Source organism: Methylobacterium sp. AC690, from assembly GCF_979256535.1.
In genome coordinates this window covers 1-14993 of record NZ_CEEDOX010000007.1, presented here as the reverse complement: position 1 = coordinate 14993, position 14993 = coordinate 1, and the positions used below count along the sequence as shown (strand labels likewise).

At 67.6% G+C, this 14993-nt stretch carries 12 protein-coding genes, 1 tRNA gene and 1 pseudogene; 5 read left to right on the top strand and 9 right to left on the bottom strand.

Annotation, left to right across the window (positions count from 1 at the left end):
• Position 1: 1 nt before the first annotated feature.
• The 4 genes from AC0IY1_RS09680 to AC0IY1_RS09665 all read right to left on the bottom strand — a co-directional run bounded on the left by AC0IY1_RS09680 (position 2) and on the right by AC0IY1_RS09665 (position 4155).
• Entirely contained in the window at positions 2-226 is a 225-nt protein-coding gene (locus AC0IY1_RS09680) for a hypothetical protein (RefSeq protein ID WP_471769183.1), read from the bottom strand.
• A gap of 41 nt (positions 227-267) precedes the next feature.
• Positions 268-990, bottom strand: coding sequence for an HAD-IA family hydrolase (locus AC0IY1_RS09675; protein ID WP_471769181.1), 723 nt, complete (start codon positions 988-990; stop codon positions 268-270).
• Positions 987-2885 carry a PAS domain S-box protein gene (locus AC0IY1_RS09670; RefSeq protein WP_055950474.1) on the bottom strand — a complete coding sequence of 633 codons (1899 nt, stop codon included), beginning with the start codon at positions 2883-2885 and terminating at the stop codon, positions 987-989. The genes AC0IY1_RS09675 and AC0IY1_RS09670 overlap by 4 nt, the downstream gene beginning before the upstream one ends.
• Before the next feature lie 178 nt (positions 2886-3063).
• Positions 3064-4155, bottom strand: coding sequence for an alkene reductase (locus AC0IY1_RS09665; RefSeq protein ID WP_471769179.1), 1092 nt, complete (start codon positions 4153-4155; stop codon positions 3064-3066).
• Between the two features lie 365 nt (positions 4156-4520).
• On the opposite strand from AC0IY1_RS09665, the gene AC0IY1_RS09660 reads away from it, so the two are divergent.
• Positions 4521-4596 (top strand) — tRNA-Ile (locus tag AC0IY1_RS09660).
• 344 nt (positions 4597-4940) lie between these two features.
• Here the strand turns inward: AC0IY1_RS09660 and AC0IY1_RS09655 are convergent.
• Together AC0IY1_RS09655 and katG are read right to left on the bottom strand one after the other, a co-directional pair.
• A complete protein-coding gene (locus tag AC0IY1_RS09655; RefSeq protein ID WP_055950468.1) occupies positions 4941-5219 on the bottom strand; it encodes a hypothetical protein in 279 nt (92 codons plus the stop codon).
• A gap of 551 nt (positions 5220-5770) precedes the next feature.
• Positions 5771-8035, bottom strand: a complete 2265-nt coding sequence (gene katG, locus AC0IY1_RS09650) for a catalase/peroxidase HPI (RefSeq protein WP_471769427.1) — start codon at positions 8033-8035, stop codon at positions 5771-5773.
• 768 nt (positions 8036-8803) lie between these two features.
• On the opposite strand from katG, the gene AC0IY1_RS09645 reads away from it, so the two are divergent.
• On the top strand, positions 8804-9205 hold the full coding sequence (locus tag AC0IY1_RS09645; RefSeq protein ID WP_055950465.1) for a PRC-barrel domain-containing protein: 402 nt from the start codon (positions 8804-8806) through the stop codon (positions 9203-9205).
• A gap of 190 nt (positions 9206-9395) precedes the next feature.
• Here the strand turns inward: AC0IY1_RS09645 and AC0IY1_RS09640 are convergent, their stop codons facing one another.
• Positions 9396-9839 carry a PACE efflux transporter gene (locus AC0IY1_RS09640; protein ID WP_055950462.1) on the bottom strand — a complete coding sequence of 148 codons (444 nt, stop codon included), beginning with the start codon at positions 9837-9839 and terminating at the stop codon, positions 9396-9398.
• An 89-nt stretch (positions 9840-9928) separates the two neighbouring features.
• Here AC0IY1_RS09640 and AC0IY1_RS09635 point away from each other — a divergent pair, with 89 nt between their 5' ends.
• The 3 genes from AC0IY1_RS09635 (at position 9929) to AC0IY1_RS09625 (ending at position 14055) form a co-directional block, all read left to right on the top strand.
• Positions 9929-10837, top strand: coding sequence for a LysR family transcriptional regulator (locus AC0IY1_RS09635; RefSeq protein ID WP_055950459.1), 909 nt, complete (start codon positions 9929-9931; stop codon positions 10835-10837).
• Between the two features lie 76 nt (positions 10838-10913).
• Positions 10914-11207, top strand: coding sequence for a hypothetical protein (locus AC0IY1_RS09630; protein ID WP_471769176.1), 294 nt, complete (start codon positions 10914-10916; stop codon positions 11205-11207).
• A 55-nt stretch (positions 11208-11262) separates the two neighbouring features.
• Positions 11263-14055, top strand: coding sequence for a hybrid sensor histidine kinase/response regulator (locus AC0IY1_RS09625; protein ID WP_471769425.1), 2793 nt, complete (start codon positions 11263-11265; stop codon positions 14053-14055).
• A gap of 133 nt (positions 14056-14188) precedes the next feature.
• Here the strand turns inward: AC0IY1_RS09625 and AC0IY1_RS09620 are convergent, their stop codons facing one another.
• Positions 14189-14677 (bottom strand): YidB family protein, encoded by a 489-nt coding sequence (locus tag AC0IY1_RS09620; RefSeq protein WP_471769174.1) that lies wholly within the window; start codon positions 14675-14677, stop codon positions 14189-14191.
• Positions 14678-14895: 218 nt separating this feature from the next.
• Positions 14896-14993, bottom strand: a pseudogene (locus tag AC0IY1_RS09615) (CsbD family protein); the annotation flags it as partial.

The following is a 14993-nucleotide window of genomic DNA, read 5'->3' as shown; positions in this document are numbered from 1 at the left end:
GTCAGCGCGGTCCCGGTTCGCTGAAATCGAGTTGCGCGATCAGGCCCGCGAACAAATCCGAGACTTCGGACTCGGGCTGGGGGGCATAAGCCGCCTGCAGGCCGCCGGCGAGGCAGGCCACCAGGAAATGCGACCGCGCCCCGCGGGCCCTGAAGCGGCGGACCACCGGCTCCCTCTGCACCGGGACAGCCGGGCCGTTCGGTTGCGATCGCTGCGTCTTGTCCATGCACAAGCTTTCCGAGCGCCGCGTCGATCCGGACGCCTGACCTAACGTACGTTAACTTGGCGCGCCGAGCGAGCAAGTGGCAATCCGACCGGCCGGGGCGCTGGGCAGTTTCCAATCCCCTGTGGCAGGGCCGACACGATGGACTCGCCGATCGCCGCGGGGTCGGCGAACAGGTGCTCCGGTGTCCGCGCCGCGAGCGCGTCAGCGCGGGTATAACCCCAGATCACGGCCCCGAAGGCACAGCCCGCCTCGGTCGCGGCCTGATGGTCGCGGATCTCGTCGCCGATATAGAGCGCCTGGGACGGGGCAATGCCGGCGTCACGGATCAGGGCCCGCAGGCGCCGGGCCTTGCCGAACAGCGACGCACCGCAGGCGTAGTGGGTGAAATACCGGGCCGCGGGTCCAAGCGCCCGCCGGATCGTCGCCTCGCGATTCGAGCTTGCGATGCCGAGGCGCAAGCCCGCCCCGTCGAGGTCGGCGAGGAGATCCGGTACGCCGGGGAACAGTCGAATCCCGCCGATATCCCGAGCCGCGAGCCGGTGCATGTGTCGCGTGATCAGCGGCAGCTTCCAGGCTGGAATGCCGAGATGCCGGACGATGCCCCGCGCGTCCATGCCCCGCAGCGTCTCGGTCTCGTGCTCGGCGATGCGGGCGAAGCCGTAGCGGTCGGCGACGCCGTTGATGACACCGGCGAACCAGGGAAAGCTGTCGGCTAGGGTCCCGTCGAAGTCGAAGACGACGAGGCGATATCGCTGGAGGCTCACGATCGGAGGTGATCCACCGGGACGACGAGGCGCATCACGAGACCGCTCGGGGCCCAGTCCTGCTCCAGCGTGCCGTCCAGCTGCCCGACCACGCTGCGCTGCGCCAGGACCGTGCCGAAGCCCTGCCGGGTCGGCGGACCGGTCACCGTGGGACCGCCGCTCTCCGCCCACGTCAGAATGTAGGACGGGCCGTCGCGTCGTCCGGTCAGGCGGACGCTGCCGGCTTCGGTCGAGAGGCCGCCATACTTCATCGCGTTGGTTGCCTGCTCGTGCATGATCAGCGCGAGGGCCGTGGCGGCGCGCTCGCCCACGGCCACGTCGTCCCCGTCGATGACGATCCGCGCGCGCCCGTCCTGCACGTAGGCCGCCATGATCAGGCGCATCAGGCCGAACAGCGTCTGGCCCTTCACCGCGGGGGCGCTGGCGGGGGAATGCGGACGGACGTATTCATGCGCCTGCGCCAGGGCACCGAGGCGCTCACGGAAGGCCGAGACGAAGGGACGTGCGGACGGATCGGTCCGGGCCGACAGGCCGGCGATGCCGCCGACCACGGCGAAAATGTTCTTGATCCGGTGCGACAGCTCCTTGATCAGGAGGTCCTGGGCCTCCTCGGCCCGCTTGCGCTCGCGCAGGTCGCGCGTGACGGTGGCGTAGCCGACGAAACGGCCCGCGTCGTCCCGCACCGGAAAGATGTTGTAGAGGACCGCGATCCCCTCCCCCGTGCCGAAGTGTCGGAAGGCGAGCTCGCCCTCCCACCAGCCGTGCCGCTCGACGGCAGGCAGGACCGTTCCGGTGACGAGCGCCTGGCTCTCGGGCATGAAATAATCGAGGATCTGGGTGCCGGTCACGGCCGAGACGTCGGGGAGCCCGACGAGGCGGCGTCCAGCCTCGTTGATGTGCTGGACGAACCCCTCCCGGTCGGCCATGCCGATGAAGTCCTGCGACTGCTCGACGATGGCGGCGAGCTTGCGCGACTCGGCCTCCGCCCGCTTCAGGTCCTCGATATCGGTGCAGGTGCCGAACCAGCGCTCGATCCGGCCCTCGGCATCGTGGAGCGGCATCGCCCGGCCCAGGGTCCAGCGATAGGCCCCGGAATGGTGGCGCAGGCGGTACTCGACCTCATAGGGTTCGCCGGTGGCCAAGCTATGGCGCCAGCGCGACCAGGCCCGCTCCTGGTCGTCCGGATGGAACATGCCGTTCCAGGCTTCGCCGTCCGTCGAGCCCGGCGGGACGCCGGTGAATTCGTACCAGCGGTCGTTGTAGAAATCGTGATAGCCGTCGGGCTGTGTGGTCCAGACCATCTGCGGCATCGCGCCGGTCATCACCTGGAAGCGGCGCTCGCTCGCCTGCAGGTCCGCTTCACGGGCGTCGACCTCGCTGCGAGTCCGCGTCAGCTCGATCAGCGTCGCGGCCTGGCGGGCCAGCGCTTCCAGCATCTCGGCCTGCATCGGCGTGATGCCCTCGGGGCGCGCCACACGGTCGAGGACGCAGAGGGTGCCGAGGGGATAGCCCGAGCGCGAGCGGATCACCGCACCCGCGTAGAAGCGCAGCTGGCGCTCCTCCGTCACGAGCGGGTTGTCGCGGGTGCGCGGATCGCGGGTGAGATCCGGGATGACGAGAAGCGTTTCGGCCTCGATGGCATGCGCGCAGATCGACATCCGCCGTGGTGTCTCGGGCAGCTCGAACCCGACGCGTCCCTTGAACCATTGCCGGTCCGCTTCGACGAAGCTGACCAGGGCGATCGGCGCGTTGCAGAGCAAGGCCGCGATGCGGGTCAGATCATCGTAGACGGCTTCCCGGCCGGTGGCGGCGAGGTCCAGGCTGGCGAGCTCCGCGAGCCGATCGGACTCGGTCCATCCGGTTGGCGCGACTGAGCAGGCATCGGTCGAAGGCAAAAGCGGCTATCCTCGTCGGTCGCAACACATAGGATGTCTTCCGTCCGAGCGATAGCGACAACGTTCTTCGAAGTGATCGAGGTGAAACCGCTTTCGCCTGGGTCTCACCTCGATCGAGGCGCCGTCTAGTGTCGAGAATGATACAATAGACGGCTCGGATGATCTCGCCTCGGCGACGTCAGGCCGCCTTGGCGGCACTCTGAGTCGGATAGTCGATGTAGCCTTCCGGGCCTTGGCTGTACCAGGTCTTCGCCTCATCCTTGTTCAACGGGGCGCCCGCGAACAGCCGCTCCGGCAGGTCCGGGTTGGCGATGAAGGGGCGTCCGAAGGCAATGGCGTCGGCGTGGCCCTCGTTCAGAGCCTCCTGCGCCCGCGGGCCGTCGTAATCCGAGTTCAGGATCAGCGGACCGTCGAAGGCCGCCCGCATCGTCGGGGCGATCGGCGGATGGTTGGACGTCCCGAAGGTGCCGTTCGGGCCCGGCTCCCGGAGCTCGAGGAAGGCGATCCCGATCTGTGAGAGGGCCGCCGCCGCGGCACCGAACAGGGCCTCGGGGTCGGAATCATCGACGCCCTGGATCGCGCCATTGGGTGACAGGCGCACGCCAGTACGGTCCCGGCCGACGGCCTCGGCCACCGTGCGCGTGACCTCCGTGAGCAGGCGGAGACGGTTCTCGATGGAGCCGCCATAGGCGTCGGTGCGGAGGTTCGTGCCGTTGCGCAGGAACTGGTCGATCAGGTAGCCGTTCGCCGCATGGATCTGAACGCCGTCGAACCCGGCCTTGAGGGCGTTGCGCGCGGCGCGGTCGTAGTCGGCCAGCAGGCGGGGGATCTCGTCGATGGGAAGGGCCCGCGCCTCGGCGTAGGGCTTCTTACCCGCATAGGTGTGCGCCGCATCCGGGGCCGTGGTCGCGGAGGCCGAGATCGGCTTCTGGCCGCCGAGGAAGTCCGGATGCACGATGCGGCCCATGTGCCAGAGCTGGCAGACGATCTTGCCGCCGGCCTCGTGCACGGCCTTCACCACCGGCTTCCAGGCCTCGACCTGCTCATCGGACCAGATGCCGGGCGCGAAGGGCCAGCCCAAGCCTTCCTGGGAGATGCCGGTTGCCTCGGTGAGGATCAGGCCGGCGCTGGCCCGCTGGCGGTAATACTCGACCATCATCGGTGTCGGCACGTGCTCGCGCGAGGCGCGGCCGCGGGTCAGCGGTGCCATGAAGACGCGGTTCTGGGCGTCGATCGCGCCGATGCGGATCGGGTCGGACAGGGAAGGCATGCAGGACGCTCACGGTGTTTCGAGGACAAACGGACGGCGCGTGGCTTCCGCCACGACCGTTGTCGTCCTCATGTGGTGGTCACGCCAGACACGGCCAGACGCGGGGATCCGGCCGAGGGCAAGGCTGTGCGGGCGCGCACGCGCCGCACAGCACGAGCCCGTCCGGGCGGCGCCCCACCAGCAAACCTGCGGCTTACCTGCATCCAACCGTTTCGCCGACAGCGCGATCCTGGAGGTCCGGCCTCACCGCGCTGCGCCGCATCGTCGCCCGAAAACCCGCGCTGATCCGCGTCTGCATCATGGAATCCGAGGTGACGCGCGTCTCCCACTCGGGTATCGCTCGTCTCATCGCTGAGGAAGCGAGAGGGCCTGTAGCTCAATGGTTAGAGCCGACCGCTCATAACGGTCTGGTTGCAGGTTCGAGTCCTGCCGGGCCCACCACTGCTTCTGCCGAAAAACCCTTCGCGTCGGGCCTGCCGCTGCACTGGCGACAAGGTTCCAGTCGGGACCGGCCGACGGTCGTTTCGCTCGAGGCTCGGATCTTGAGCCTTCGTGGCGAGGCTCCCTCAGATGCCGGCGGATCGAATCACGCCCCGGCATGGGGACTTATCAGCCTCTGAACAGCTTCAGCTCCCGGACGAGACCCGATAGCAGGGCGAAATCCTCGGAACTTCGGGGCGCTTCGTTGGGGCCGGAAAAGACGAGAGCGTCGCGCACGCCGCCGCGTGTCTCGACCCTCTCGTCCGAGTTCGTATTCGGATCGATCTGAACCCTCAGGGGCTCGCTTACATCCGGTGGCCGCGGTGATGTCCCATCATGTGGCCGCGATGGTGACGGTGGCCCATCATATGATGGCGATGGTGACGCATCATGTGGCCGCGCATGTGACGGTGACCCATCATGCGACCGTGGCCGCGATGGCCGTGCATGCCGTCCATCCGAACCTCGGTGACGGCGGTCGGCGCGTCGACTGCGCCGATCATGCCGGGGGCGGCAGAGGCCGGAGCAGCCGAGATGGCGCCCAGGGTGGCCAGGATGGCGGCGGCGAACAGAGACTTCCTCATGGGCGTCCTCACAAGCGTGTTGCCGACGCGACATCGGGGCTGATGTCGGCCGGGGTCAGGGAACGGCTCAGCTTCGAATACCGTTCCGCGCAGTCCGGTATTCTCCGCATCCAGCTCGTGAGGGACTAATTTCCTCAACGAATACCAGCGCCGTCGTTCCCTCCGCCCCGCTGGGCCGCCGCGATGATCCGTGCGCGCCGCGATTTCGATTGGGGAAGCCGCCGAAGCGAATCCGCTCGTTTTAGTATCGAAACCGAGTCGGGCAGCGATGCCCTGCGGTCGATTTTTCCACCGTGGCGTCGGAGGCTCGCGCGAACCGGTGGGCGGTCGGACGGCTTTGCCGGGGAGATACCCGATACCGACCTTCGGCGGGAAGGGCCGGGATCGGCGAGGTCATTGTTGTAACGGGATCGAGGCCCGTGCCACGGATTCGCGGGCCGAGAGGATGGGGGATTCGACGCGGACGTCATAAGGCTGGCCGTGACCGGGACATCCGCACGAGGATGTCCCGGTCTTCCCTCCTCTACCTGGCGTCAGAGGGGTTCTTGGCGTCAGAGGGGGGCGTGCGACCGCGCCCGGACGTCGTAGCGGTCGAGCATCATCACCTTGTCCCAGACTTTCACGAAGTCCTTCGCGAACCGGGCTGCGCCGTCGCTGCTCGCATAGACTTCGGCGACGGAGCGGAGCTGCGCATTCGACCCGAACACCAGATCGCAGCGCGTCGCGGTGAACTTCATCGCGCCGCTCTCCCGATCGACCAGCGCGAAGGTCATGCCCTTCGGGTCGGCCTTGCGCCATTCGAGATCAACGCTCGTGAGGTTCGCGAAGAAGTCGTTCGACAGAACGCCGACCCGATCGGTGAAGATTCCATGCCGTGAGTCGTCGTGGTTGGCTCCCAGGGCCCGGAGACCGCCCACCAGGGCCACCCATTCGGGGGCCGTGAGCGACAAGAGATACGCCTTGTCGAGGAAAAGCTCTTCGGGGGAGACGCGCGGAGCGACCGCGGCGAAATCCTCCGCCACATAGTTGCGGAAACCGTCGACCACGGGCTTCAGCCACTCGAACATCTCGATGTCGGTCAGTTCCTGCCGGGTGTCGACACGACCCGGCGTAAACGGCACCGTCGCAGGGTGGCCACCATCGGCGAGCGCCTTCTCCACGGCGGTACATCCACCGAGCACGATGAGATCGGCCAGCGACACCCGCTTGCCGGCTTGGCGGCCGTTGAAGGCGTCCGCGATCTGCCGCAGGGCCGTTACCACCGGCACGGTGCGACGGTTGATCGACCAATCCTTCTGCGGGGCGAGCGCCAGCCGACCACCATTGGCCCCGCCGCGCTTGTCGCTGTCGCGATAGGTCGAGGCCGCCGAGAAGGCCGTGAAGGCGAGATCGGAGACCGAGAGGCCGGCCGCCAGGATGTCCCGCTTCAGCGCGGCGACGTCGGCGTCATCGATCAGAGCATGGTCGCGGCGCGGGATCGGATCCTGCCAAAGCAGATCGTCCTCGATCTTGACCTCAGGTCCGAGGTAGCGCTCCTTCGGACCCATGTCGCGGTGCGTCAGCTTGTACCAGGCCTTCGAGAAGGCCAGGGTGAAGGCATCGAAGTCGTTGAGAAACTTCTCGCAGACCTTGCGGTAGTCCGGGTCGACCTTCAGGGCGATGTCGCTGGTCATCATCATCAGACCATGCATCTGGCCCGGGACATGGGCGTCCGGGGTCTTGGGCGCATCCGGATCGGCCGGGGTCCATTGCGAGGCGCCGGCCGGGCTCTTGGTCTGCACCCATTCGAACCTGAAGAGATTTTCCAGGTAGGCGTTGTCCCACTGGGTCGGGTTCGGCGTCCAACTTCCCTCGATCCCGTTGGTCATCGTGTACTGGGCGAAACCCGTGCCCTTGGGGTTGTGCCAGCCGAGCCCCATCGCTTCCATCGGGGCGATCTCCGGCGGCGGTCCGACCTGATCGGCCGATACCATTCCGTGGCTCTTCCCGAAGGCATGGCCGCCGGCGATCAGCGCCACGGTCTCCTCGTCATTCATCGCCATCCGGGTGAAGGTCGTGCGGATGTCGCGGGCGGACCCGATCGGGTCACCATTCCCGTAGGGGCCTTCGGGATTGACGTAGATCAGCGCCTGGTGCGAGGCGGCCAGCGGGTTTTCGAGATCGTAGTCCGCATCGCCGTTCTGGCCACGCCAGCGCTTGTCGCGGGTCACCATGCTGTCGAACGACGTGACGTCGTTCGGGTCCCAGATCTCGGGGCCCCAATAGGTCGCGTTGTCGGCTTCCCACGCGTCCTGGCGTCCGCCAGCGAAGCCGTAAGTGGGGAAACCCATGATCTCCAGGGCGCAATTGCCGGTGAGGACCATCAGGTCGGCCCACGACAGGGCGCTCCCGTACTTCTGCTTGATCGGCCAGATCAGGCGCCGGGACTTGTCGGTGTTGCCGTTGTCCCACCAGCTGTTGATCGGCGCGAAGCGCTGGAGCCCCTCGCCGGCTCCGCCGCGACCGTCCGCGATCCGGTAGGTTCCGGCCGAATGCCAGGCCATACGGATCATCTGCGGTCCGTAATTGCCATAATCGGACGGCCACCACGCGACGGATGTCGTGAGAAAGGCCTTGATGTCCTGCTTGACCGCCTCGAGATCCAGGGTCTCGAACGCGGCCTTGTAGTCGAAGTCCTGACCCAGGGGATTGGCCAGCGGACCGTTTTGATGAAGGAGCTCGACCTTCAGGCGGTTCGGATACCAATCCGACAATGCCGGTGGGCTGCCGACGGCGCCGCCGATGCGGTCGCCACCGAACGGGCATTTCCCCTGCATCTCGAAGGTCTTGGTGTTCAGTTTCCTGGAGTCGGCGATGTTCAACGCGGCGTCCTCTTCCTCGTCATCGAGAGCGTTTGTTTGAAGAGCTCTCGCCTGGAACCGCCTCTGCAGCGTCCGGGGCTTGTTGAGGGGCGATAATCTGCGGAGTTATAGCGCAGTACTGGAAGTCTGGCAGGCCATCACGGTGATTTGATCAGTATTGTATTCAGGGCGATATGCTGATAATAATGTACCGTACTGACAGAATTCGATCGATCATTGTGTGGTTCTCTGATGATAGTTTGTAGAGACGGGGCGATGATCCGCGTCGGACGTTGAATTCGACGCAATGTTGGCCTGACATCAAGCCGGAGACTGTGCTTTGCCAGGAGCGTCTCTGCTGACGCTTGCAGGTTCGGTGAACGCGCTCATGCGCGGACCCCACAATCGAGGAGCGTCCCGGTCTCCCCGGTGGAGGAACCAGCTTGATGCAGCTTCTTCAAAGATGGTCGTTCCGCGAGCGGCGGCCCGGACGGTGTTTGGAGATCTTGCCGCCCATCGGTCGTGACCTTGTGGCTGAACCCCTGATGGCAGGACTGTGCCGGCGTCGCCCCGGATCGGATCGGGCTGTTCGGCGCGCGGGGGCCCGTTCCGTCCCGCGATGGGGCGGGGGTGTAGCGAGCCGCCGATCCGATACCGTTCCAGGACAAAATTCCGGCCGCGGTTCGGAACGCTTTGTCGCGGCCATCCATTCCTGGTCCCCGTTCCGGGACACAGGAGTTTCCCATGCGTCGCCTCGTTCTTGCCCTCGCCGCCGTCACGGCGCTGACTGGTCCCGTTCTCGCCAAGGACGAGGCGCCGATGCCCCCGGCCGCCGTGAAGTTCGCACCCGTCCCGCAGGACGCCGTGCTGAGCTACAACCTCATCGGCCTCAACGTCGTCGACGGCACCAACAGCAATGTCGGCGAGATCAAGGATCTCGTCATCGAGAAGGGCAAGCTCACCGGCTACATCATGTCGGTCGGCGGCTTCCTCGGCATGGGTGAGCGCTACGTGGTGGTGGATCCGTCCTCGGTGGCGCTGACCTACGACGCCGGTGCGAAGAAGTGGAAGGCCTCGGTGAATGCCAGCAAGGACGCCCTGAAGGCTGCTCCCGAGTTCAAGTACGACGGCAAGTTCAAGCGCTGAACACGCGACGGGGGAGCGTTCGCTCCCGAAGCGGACCTGACCCCGGCTGCGGGTGGTGCAACCCACGCACCTGCCCTCGGCCAAGGTCAGAGGGGCTATCGCCTTTCATCTCGGGATCGACCTCGGCTCCATGCGGCGGACAGGCTGTCCCTGTCCGCCGAACCGTGGAAGATCAACGGCGGCGGCGCCCTTAGTGAGACGGCTTCGGCGCGGGGTCGCCCCAAGTCTTCACCGGGAAGGTCACGTCGTACGTCAGGTTGAAGACGAAGGCGTAGGCCACGTAGAAGGCCGCGATCGCGAGGTCCATGAAAAAGGCTTCGGTGAAGCCGATGCCGAGATACCAGGCGATCGGTGGCAGCAGGATCACCAGCAGCCCCGCTTCGAACAGGACCGCGTGCCCCACGCGCAGCAGAAGGCCCTTGCGGGTATGCCCGACGGTGCGCTGCATCGTGCGGTCGAAGACAAGATTGTAGAGGTAATTCCACACCATGGCGGCCAGGGCGCTGCCGACGCCGATCACGCCCATGGCCGAGCCCTGCAGCCCGAAAAGCAACGTCCCGAGCGGGATGATCAGGGCGAGCCCCACCACCTCGAACAGGATCGCGTGGCGGATACGGTCACGGGTCGTACGCATGGTGTTTCCTGAAGGGGTCCGTTTGGTCCGCCGTCTTCTATCTGCCATACACGGTGCTGCAAGTTAGGACGTATCGGAATATCGGATAGATGGCGGTCTCGCTCGATCAGCTCCAGGCGTTCGTGGCGGCAGCCGAAGCCGGATCGTTCTCGGGCGCGGCCCGGGCGCTGCGGAAAGCCCAGTCGGCGGTCAGCACCCAGGTGTCGAATCTCGAGGCCGATCTGGGCGTCACTCTGTTCAACCGGGCGGGCCGCAATCCCGTCTTGACCCCGGCCGGCGAACGTCTGCTGCTGGAAGCCCGCGTGGTGCTCGAGCGCCGTGAGCATCTTGTCGGCGTGGCCCGCAGCTTGGAGCAGCGGGTCGAGAACCGCTTGGTAGTCGCCATCGACGAGCTCTATCCCGAGCATGCGCTCGGTGCGCTGTTCGCGGACTTCGCGCGGCACTTCCCCTTCGTCGAGCTCGAACTGCTCTTCCCGCTGATGGAGGACGTCAGCCGCATGGTGCAGTCGGGGGCGGCCGACCTCGGCGTGATGTGGCGCCAGGAGGTCCTGCCCACCGAACTCGGCTTCCAGACCATCGGCTGGGTGCCCCTCAAGCTCGTCTGCGGGCGCGACCACCCCCTGGCGAAGGCGCGGGTGGAGTGGGAGGAGTTGAAGCGGCATCGGCAGATCCTGGTGGCCGCACGCAGCGACGGGCCCGAGAAGCGCCGGCTGCGGGTGGCCGCCGAGGTGTGGTGGGTGGAGAGCCACTGGGTGATCCTCGAGATGGTGAAGCACGGGATCGGCTGGGCCTTCGTCACGGACCACGTCATCGCCGCCTCACAGACGGCGCCTGATCTGGTGACCCCGGACCTGCAGTTCGATCAGGGCGACTGGCCGATCGCCCTGGAACTGGTCTGGCACAAGCAGCGCCCCTGCGGCCCGGCCGCGGCCTGGCTGCGCGAGCGCTTCGCGGCGGAGCGGGTCGGCAACCCGTCGGGCGCCGGCCGGACGGCCTGAGGACGGGATCCTGGGCAGACCGGTGTCTGACGGGCCGTCCGTCCAAAGGGGCAACTCGCCTTGTGGAGCGGTCCGAATGCCGTCCGAAGTCTTCACCGCGCGCGAGGGCATGCGCTGCCTCGCCGACCAGCCGGTGCGCGCGGCGTGGTGCGACGACGACGTGCCGGATACGCCCGACGAAAACTGGCATGAAGCGTCGCCGAAGCCGTTGCGCGCCGTTTTCGTCACAGCGCGGGCATGCACGCGTTCGACGCGCGGAGCCTCGTCGTCCAGCGGCGCCGGCGGCGCGGCGCGCGGTCGGTTGTCCGGAAGCGGACGGGCAGTGGCGGAGCGGAGGGGTGTAGGCCGTGCAGCGCGGATCGGTGGATGATGGGCTCGCCGCAGGGCCTGGGGCGGCGCCGACCTTTCTCGTGGGTGGCGGCGAGATGGCCGCGCGCCTGCGCGCGCACGACTGGTCCGGCTCCGCCCTCGGACAGCCGGAGACCTGGCCGGCCGGCCTGCGCGCGACCGTGAGCCTGATGCTGGGGTCGCGCTTCCCGATGTTCGCGGCGGTCGGGAGCGAACTCGCCTTCCTCTACAACGACGCCTATGCCGAGATTCTCGGGCTCAGGCACCCGGCGGCCCTCGGCCGGCCGTTCCGGGACGTGTTCTCCGACGTCTGGACCCATGTCGAGCCCATGGTCGAACGCGCGCTCGCCGGTGAAGCGACCTGGTCCGAGAACATGCCGTTTGAGATCGACCGGCGTGGCTACGCGGAGAAGGCGTCCTTCACCTTCTCGTACTCGCCCTTGCGCGATGACGCGGACCGGATCGTCGGCATGTTCTGCGCCTGCGCGGAGACGACGGGGCAGATCGCGGCGCAGGCGGAACTCAGCGAGACGGAAGCCCGCCTGCGCCTCGCGACCGAGGCTTCCGACATCGGCTTCTGGGACGTCGATGTCGTGAACGACACGGCCTACTGGCCGCAGCGGGTGAAGGCGATGTTCGGCATGTCGTCGGACACCCCGGTCTCGGGAGCGGAGTTTCTCGCCGGCCTGCATCCCGACGACCGCGAGGCGACGATGGCGGCCTTTGCCGCCGCGCTCGATCCGGCGCGACGCGCCGTCTACGACGTCGAGTATCGAACGGTGGGACAGGCGGACGGGATCGTCCGCTGGGTTGCTGCCAAGGGGCGCGGCCTCTTCGAGGGCGAGCGCTGCGTGCGCGTGCTCGGGAGCGCCATCGAGATCACCGCCCGCAAGCAGTCCGAGGACGCCCTGCGTGCCAGCGAGGAGCAGTTCCGCGTCCTGTCGCAGGTGCTGCCCAATCTGGTCTGGACCACCGATGCGACCGGCGCCGCCGACTGGTTCAACGAACGGGTCTACGCCTACACCGGCCTGCGCTCCGGCGACCTCGACGCGGCGGGATGGCTCGCCATCATCCATCCCGACGATCGGACCCGCGTGGCCGATCGATGGCGCGCGACGGTTTCGTCGCTGTCGGAATACCAGTGCGAGTATCGTCTCCGGCGCGGAGACGGCGCCTATCGCTGGTTCCTGGCGCGGGCGCAGCCGGTGCTGGCCGGCGACGGTACCGTCCTGCGCTGGGTCGGTACCAGTACCGACATCGACGACCAGAAGCGGGTGATGGCCGAGCTCGTGCGCTTCAACGAGACCCTGGAGCAGCGGGTCGCCGAACGCACCGCCGAGCGCGACCGGGTCTGGCGCAATTCGCGCGACCTCCTCGTCGTCGTCGGGGCCGACGGTGTCTTCCGAGCGGTGAACCCCGCCTGGGAGGCGATCCTGGGCCAGCATCCGTCGGACGTTGTCGGTCGCAGCTTGCTGGAATTCGTCTGGCCGGACGATGCGGCCCTCTCCCGTGAGGGGTTGGCCCGGGCGGCCTCGGCCAACGACCTGACCAACTTCGAAAATCGCTACCGCCACGCGGACGGCACCCCGCGCTGGATCTCCTGGCGGACCTCCGTGGAGGGAGACCTCGTCTACGCCTATGGGCGGGACGTCACCGCGGAGAAGACCCAGGAGCAGGCGCTGCAGCAGGCCGAGGAAGCCCTGCGCCAGTCGCAGAAGCTCGAGGCCGTCGGACAACTGACCGGGGGCGTCGCGCACGACTTCAACAACCTGCTGACGATCATCCGCTCCTCGGTCGACTTCCTGCGTCGGCCGGATCTCGCGGAGGAACGCAAGGCCCGTTACCTCAATGCCGTGTCCGACACGGTAGACCGGGCCGCCAAGCTGACGGGCCAGCTCCTCGCCTTCGCCCGACGCCAGACCCTGAAACCGGAGACGGTGGACGTCGGCAGCCGGCTGCGCAGCGTCGCCGAACTGCTCGATACCGTGACGGGCGCACGCATCGCGGTGCGGACGGAGCTACCCGACCATCCCTGCTGCGTGCGGGTGGATGTCAGCCAGTTCGAGACCGCCCTCGTGAACATGGCGGTCAACGCACGGGACGCGATGGAGGGCGAAGGGACCCTCACCCTGCGGCTGGATTGCGGCATGCCGCTTCCGTCCATTCGCGGCCATGCCGGGGCCCCCGGGCCCTTCGCGGCAGTCTCCCTCTCCGATACGGGCGCGGGCATTTCCCCGGACGTCCTGACCCGCATCTTCGAGCCGTTTTTTACCACCAAGGAGGTTGGCAAGGGCACGGGGCTCGGCCTGTCTCAGGTGTTCGGCTTCGCCAAGCAATCGGGTGGCGACGTGGCCGTCGCGAGCGAGCCGGGACGGGGCACGACCTTCACGCTCTACCTGCCGGAGGCGGAGATGGATTTCGTCGGGGCGGAGGACGGATCGGAAGCGGCGGGCCTGGAGCCGGGTGGGGCCGGCCAGCGCGTCCTGGTGGTCGAGGACAACATCGAGGTTGGTCGGTTCGCGACTCAGATCCTCCAGGACCTGGGCTATGCGACAACCTGGGCGGCCAATGCGGAGGAGGCGCTGGACCGCATCGGCTCGGACGGTGGCAGCTTCGACGTCGTGTTCTCCGACGTGGTCATGCCGGGCATGGGCGGTATCGAGCTCGCCAAGCTTCTGCGGCTCCGTCTGCCGGACCTGCCCGTGGTGCTGGCCTCCGGCTACAGCCATGTGCTGGCCGAGGAAGGCGCGCACGGCTTCGAACTGCTGCAGAAGCCCTATTCGGCCGATCAGGTCTCCGCCATTCTTCGCCAGGTCATCAGGCGCCGGCCGGGCCGGACGGGGAGCGGGCAATCGACGGCGCCGAGCTGAGAGAAGGGGCTCACGGACGGGCTCCCAAACCGCTGACGCGGCAGAGGATATGGGAGGTCGATCCTGCCCCCGCCGCAAGCCGGCATGGCGACCGGCGCCCTCGAAGCGACGCCGGTCGTGTCTCTGCTCGACCTCAGGCCGGGCGGCGGCCGTCGGCGGCGTAGCGGTCGATGGCCGAGGGCAGCTCGCGCGCGAGCCGGGAGAGGAGCGCGCTGCGGCTCAGGCCGGTCTGCTGGGTCAGGTGGTCGAGGGTGTCCGATCCGATGGCCCGCTCCAGATCCGTCTCGGGCATGTCGCGGTTGGGACCGTGGTTGACCCAGGAGTTCGCCGTCTCGCCGTGGCCCCCCTTGGTGAAGTGGTCGACCAGCTCGCTCAGGCCGCTGGCGATCAGGCCGCCGACCCCGGCGGTGCCGACGCCGCCCAGCAGGCCGGCCAGGTTGCCGAGGCCGCCGCTGCCGGTGGAGGCGCCCGTGGACGCGGTGCTGGGGATCGGCGGGACGGTGCGTTGCGGCGCGGTGGCCTCGTGGCCCTTCAGCAGCTCGGCGAGCTTGTCGCGGTTCTGGTAGCCGGCCACGGCCAGCAGGCCCAGCAGCGCGGTCATCGAGGGGTAGCCCTTGCTCATCGTCTATCCTGTGGTCTGAGGTCTGAGAAAAACGGTTCCGTCCGCGGGAGATCACTGGCCTTTTGGCAGGAGCCCCGTCGTCCGAGGTGCCGCGCATGAGGACGAGAACGGGATTGGGGCACCGACGGATCCCGCCGTCCGTTCCGCAGTGACGGCCCGAAGGCCTTCATGGCTTGGTTTATGGCCTGGAAAACCCAGTCCGGGACCCGTCCCGCGGATCAGCGCCGGGGCCGGGCGAACCAGCCCACCGCGAAGGCGACGGCGGCGAGGCCGAGGAGGGCGGAGGTGCGGTTGTCGTCGGCGTAGCGCACGGCCT

Excerpts from the sequence above, each read along its gene's own strand:
- AC0IY1_RS09680 (WP_471769183.1), bottom strand. The coding sequence starts at position 226 with ATGGACAAGACGCAGCGATCGCAACCGAACGGCCCGGCTGTCCCGGTG.
- AC0IY1_RS09665 (WP_471769179.1), bottom strand. The coding sequence starts at position 4,155 with ATGCCTTCCCTGTCCGACCCGATCCGCATCGGCGCGATCGACGCCCAG.
- AC0IY1_RS09655 (WP_055950468.1), bottom strand. The coding sequence starts at position 5,219 with ATGAGGAAGTCTCTGTTCGCCGCCGCCATCCTGGCCACCCTGGGCGCC.
- katG (WP_471769427.1), bottom strand. The coding sequence starts at position 8,035 with ATGCAGGGGAAATGCCCGTTCGGTGGCGACCGCATCGGCGGCGCCGTC.
- AC0IY1_RS09645 (WP_055950465.1), top strand. The coding sequence starts at position 8,804 with ATGCGTCGCCTCGTTCTTGCCCTCGCCGCCGTCACGGCGCTGACTGGT.
- AC0IY1_RS09640 (WP_055950462.1), bottom strand. The coding sequence starts at position 9,839 with ATGCGTACGACCCGTGACCGTATCCGCCACGCGATCCTGTTCGAGGTG.
- AC0IY1_RS09635 (WP_055950459.1), top strand. The coding sequence starts at position 9,929 with ATGGCGGTCTCGCTCGATCAGCTCCAGGCGTTCGTGGCGGCAGCCGAA.
- AC0IY1_RS09630 (WP_471769176.1), top strand. The coding sequence starts at position 10,914 with ATGCCGTCCGAAGTCTTCACCGCGCGCGAGGGCATGCGCTGCCTCGCC.
- AC0IY1_RS09625 (WP_471769425.1), top strand. The coding sequence starts at position 11,263 with ATGGCCGCGCGCCTGCGCGCGCACGACTGGTCCGGCTCCGCCCTCGGA.
- AC0IY1_RS09620 (WP_471769174.1), bottom strand. The coding sequence starts at position 14,677 with ATGAGCAAGGGCTACCCCTCGATGACCGCGCTGCTGGGCCTGCTGGCC.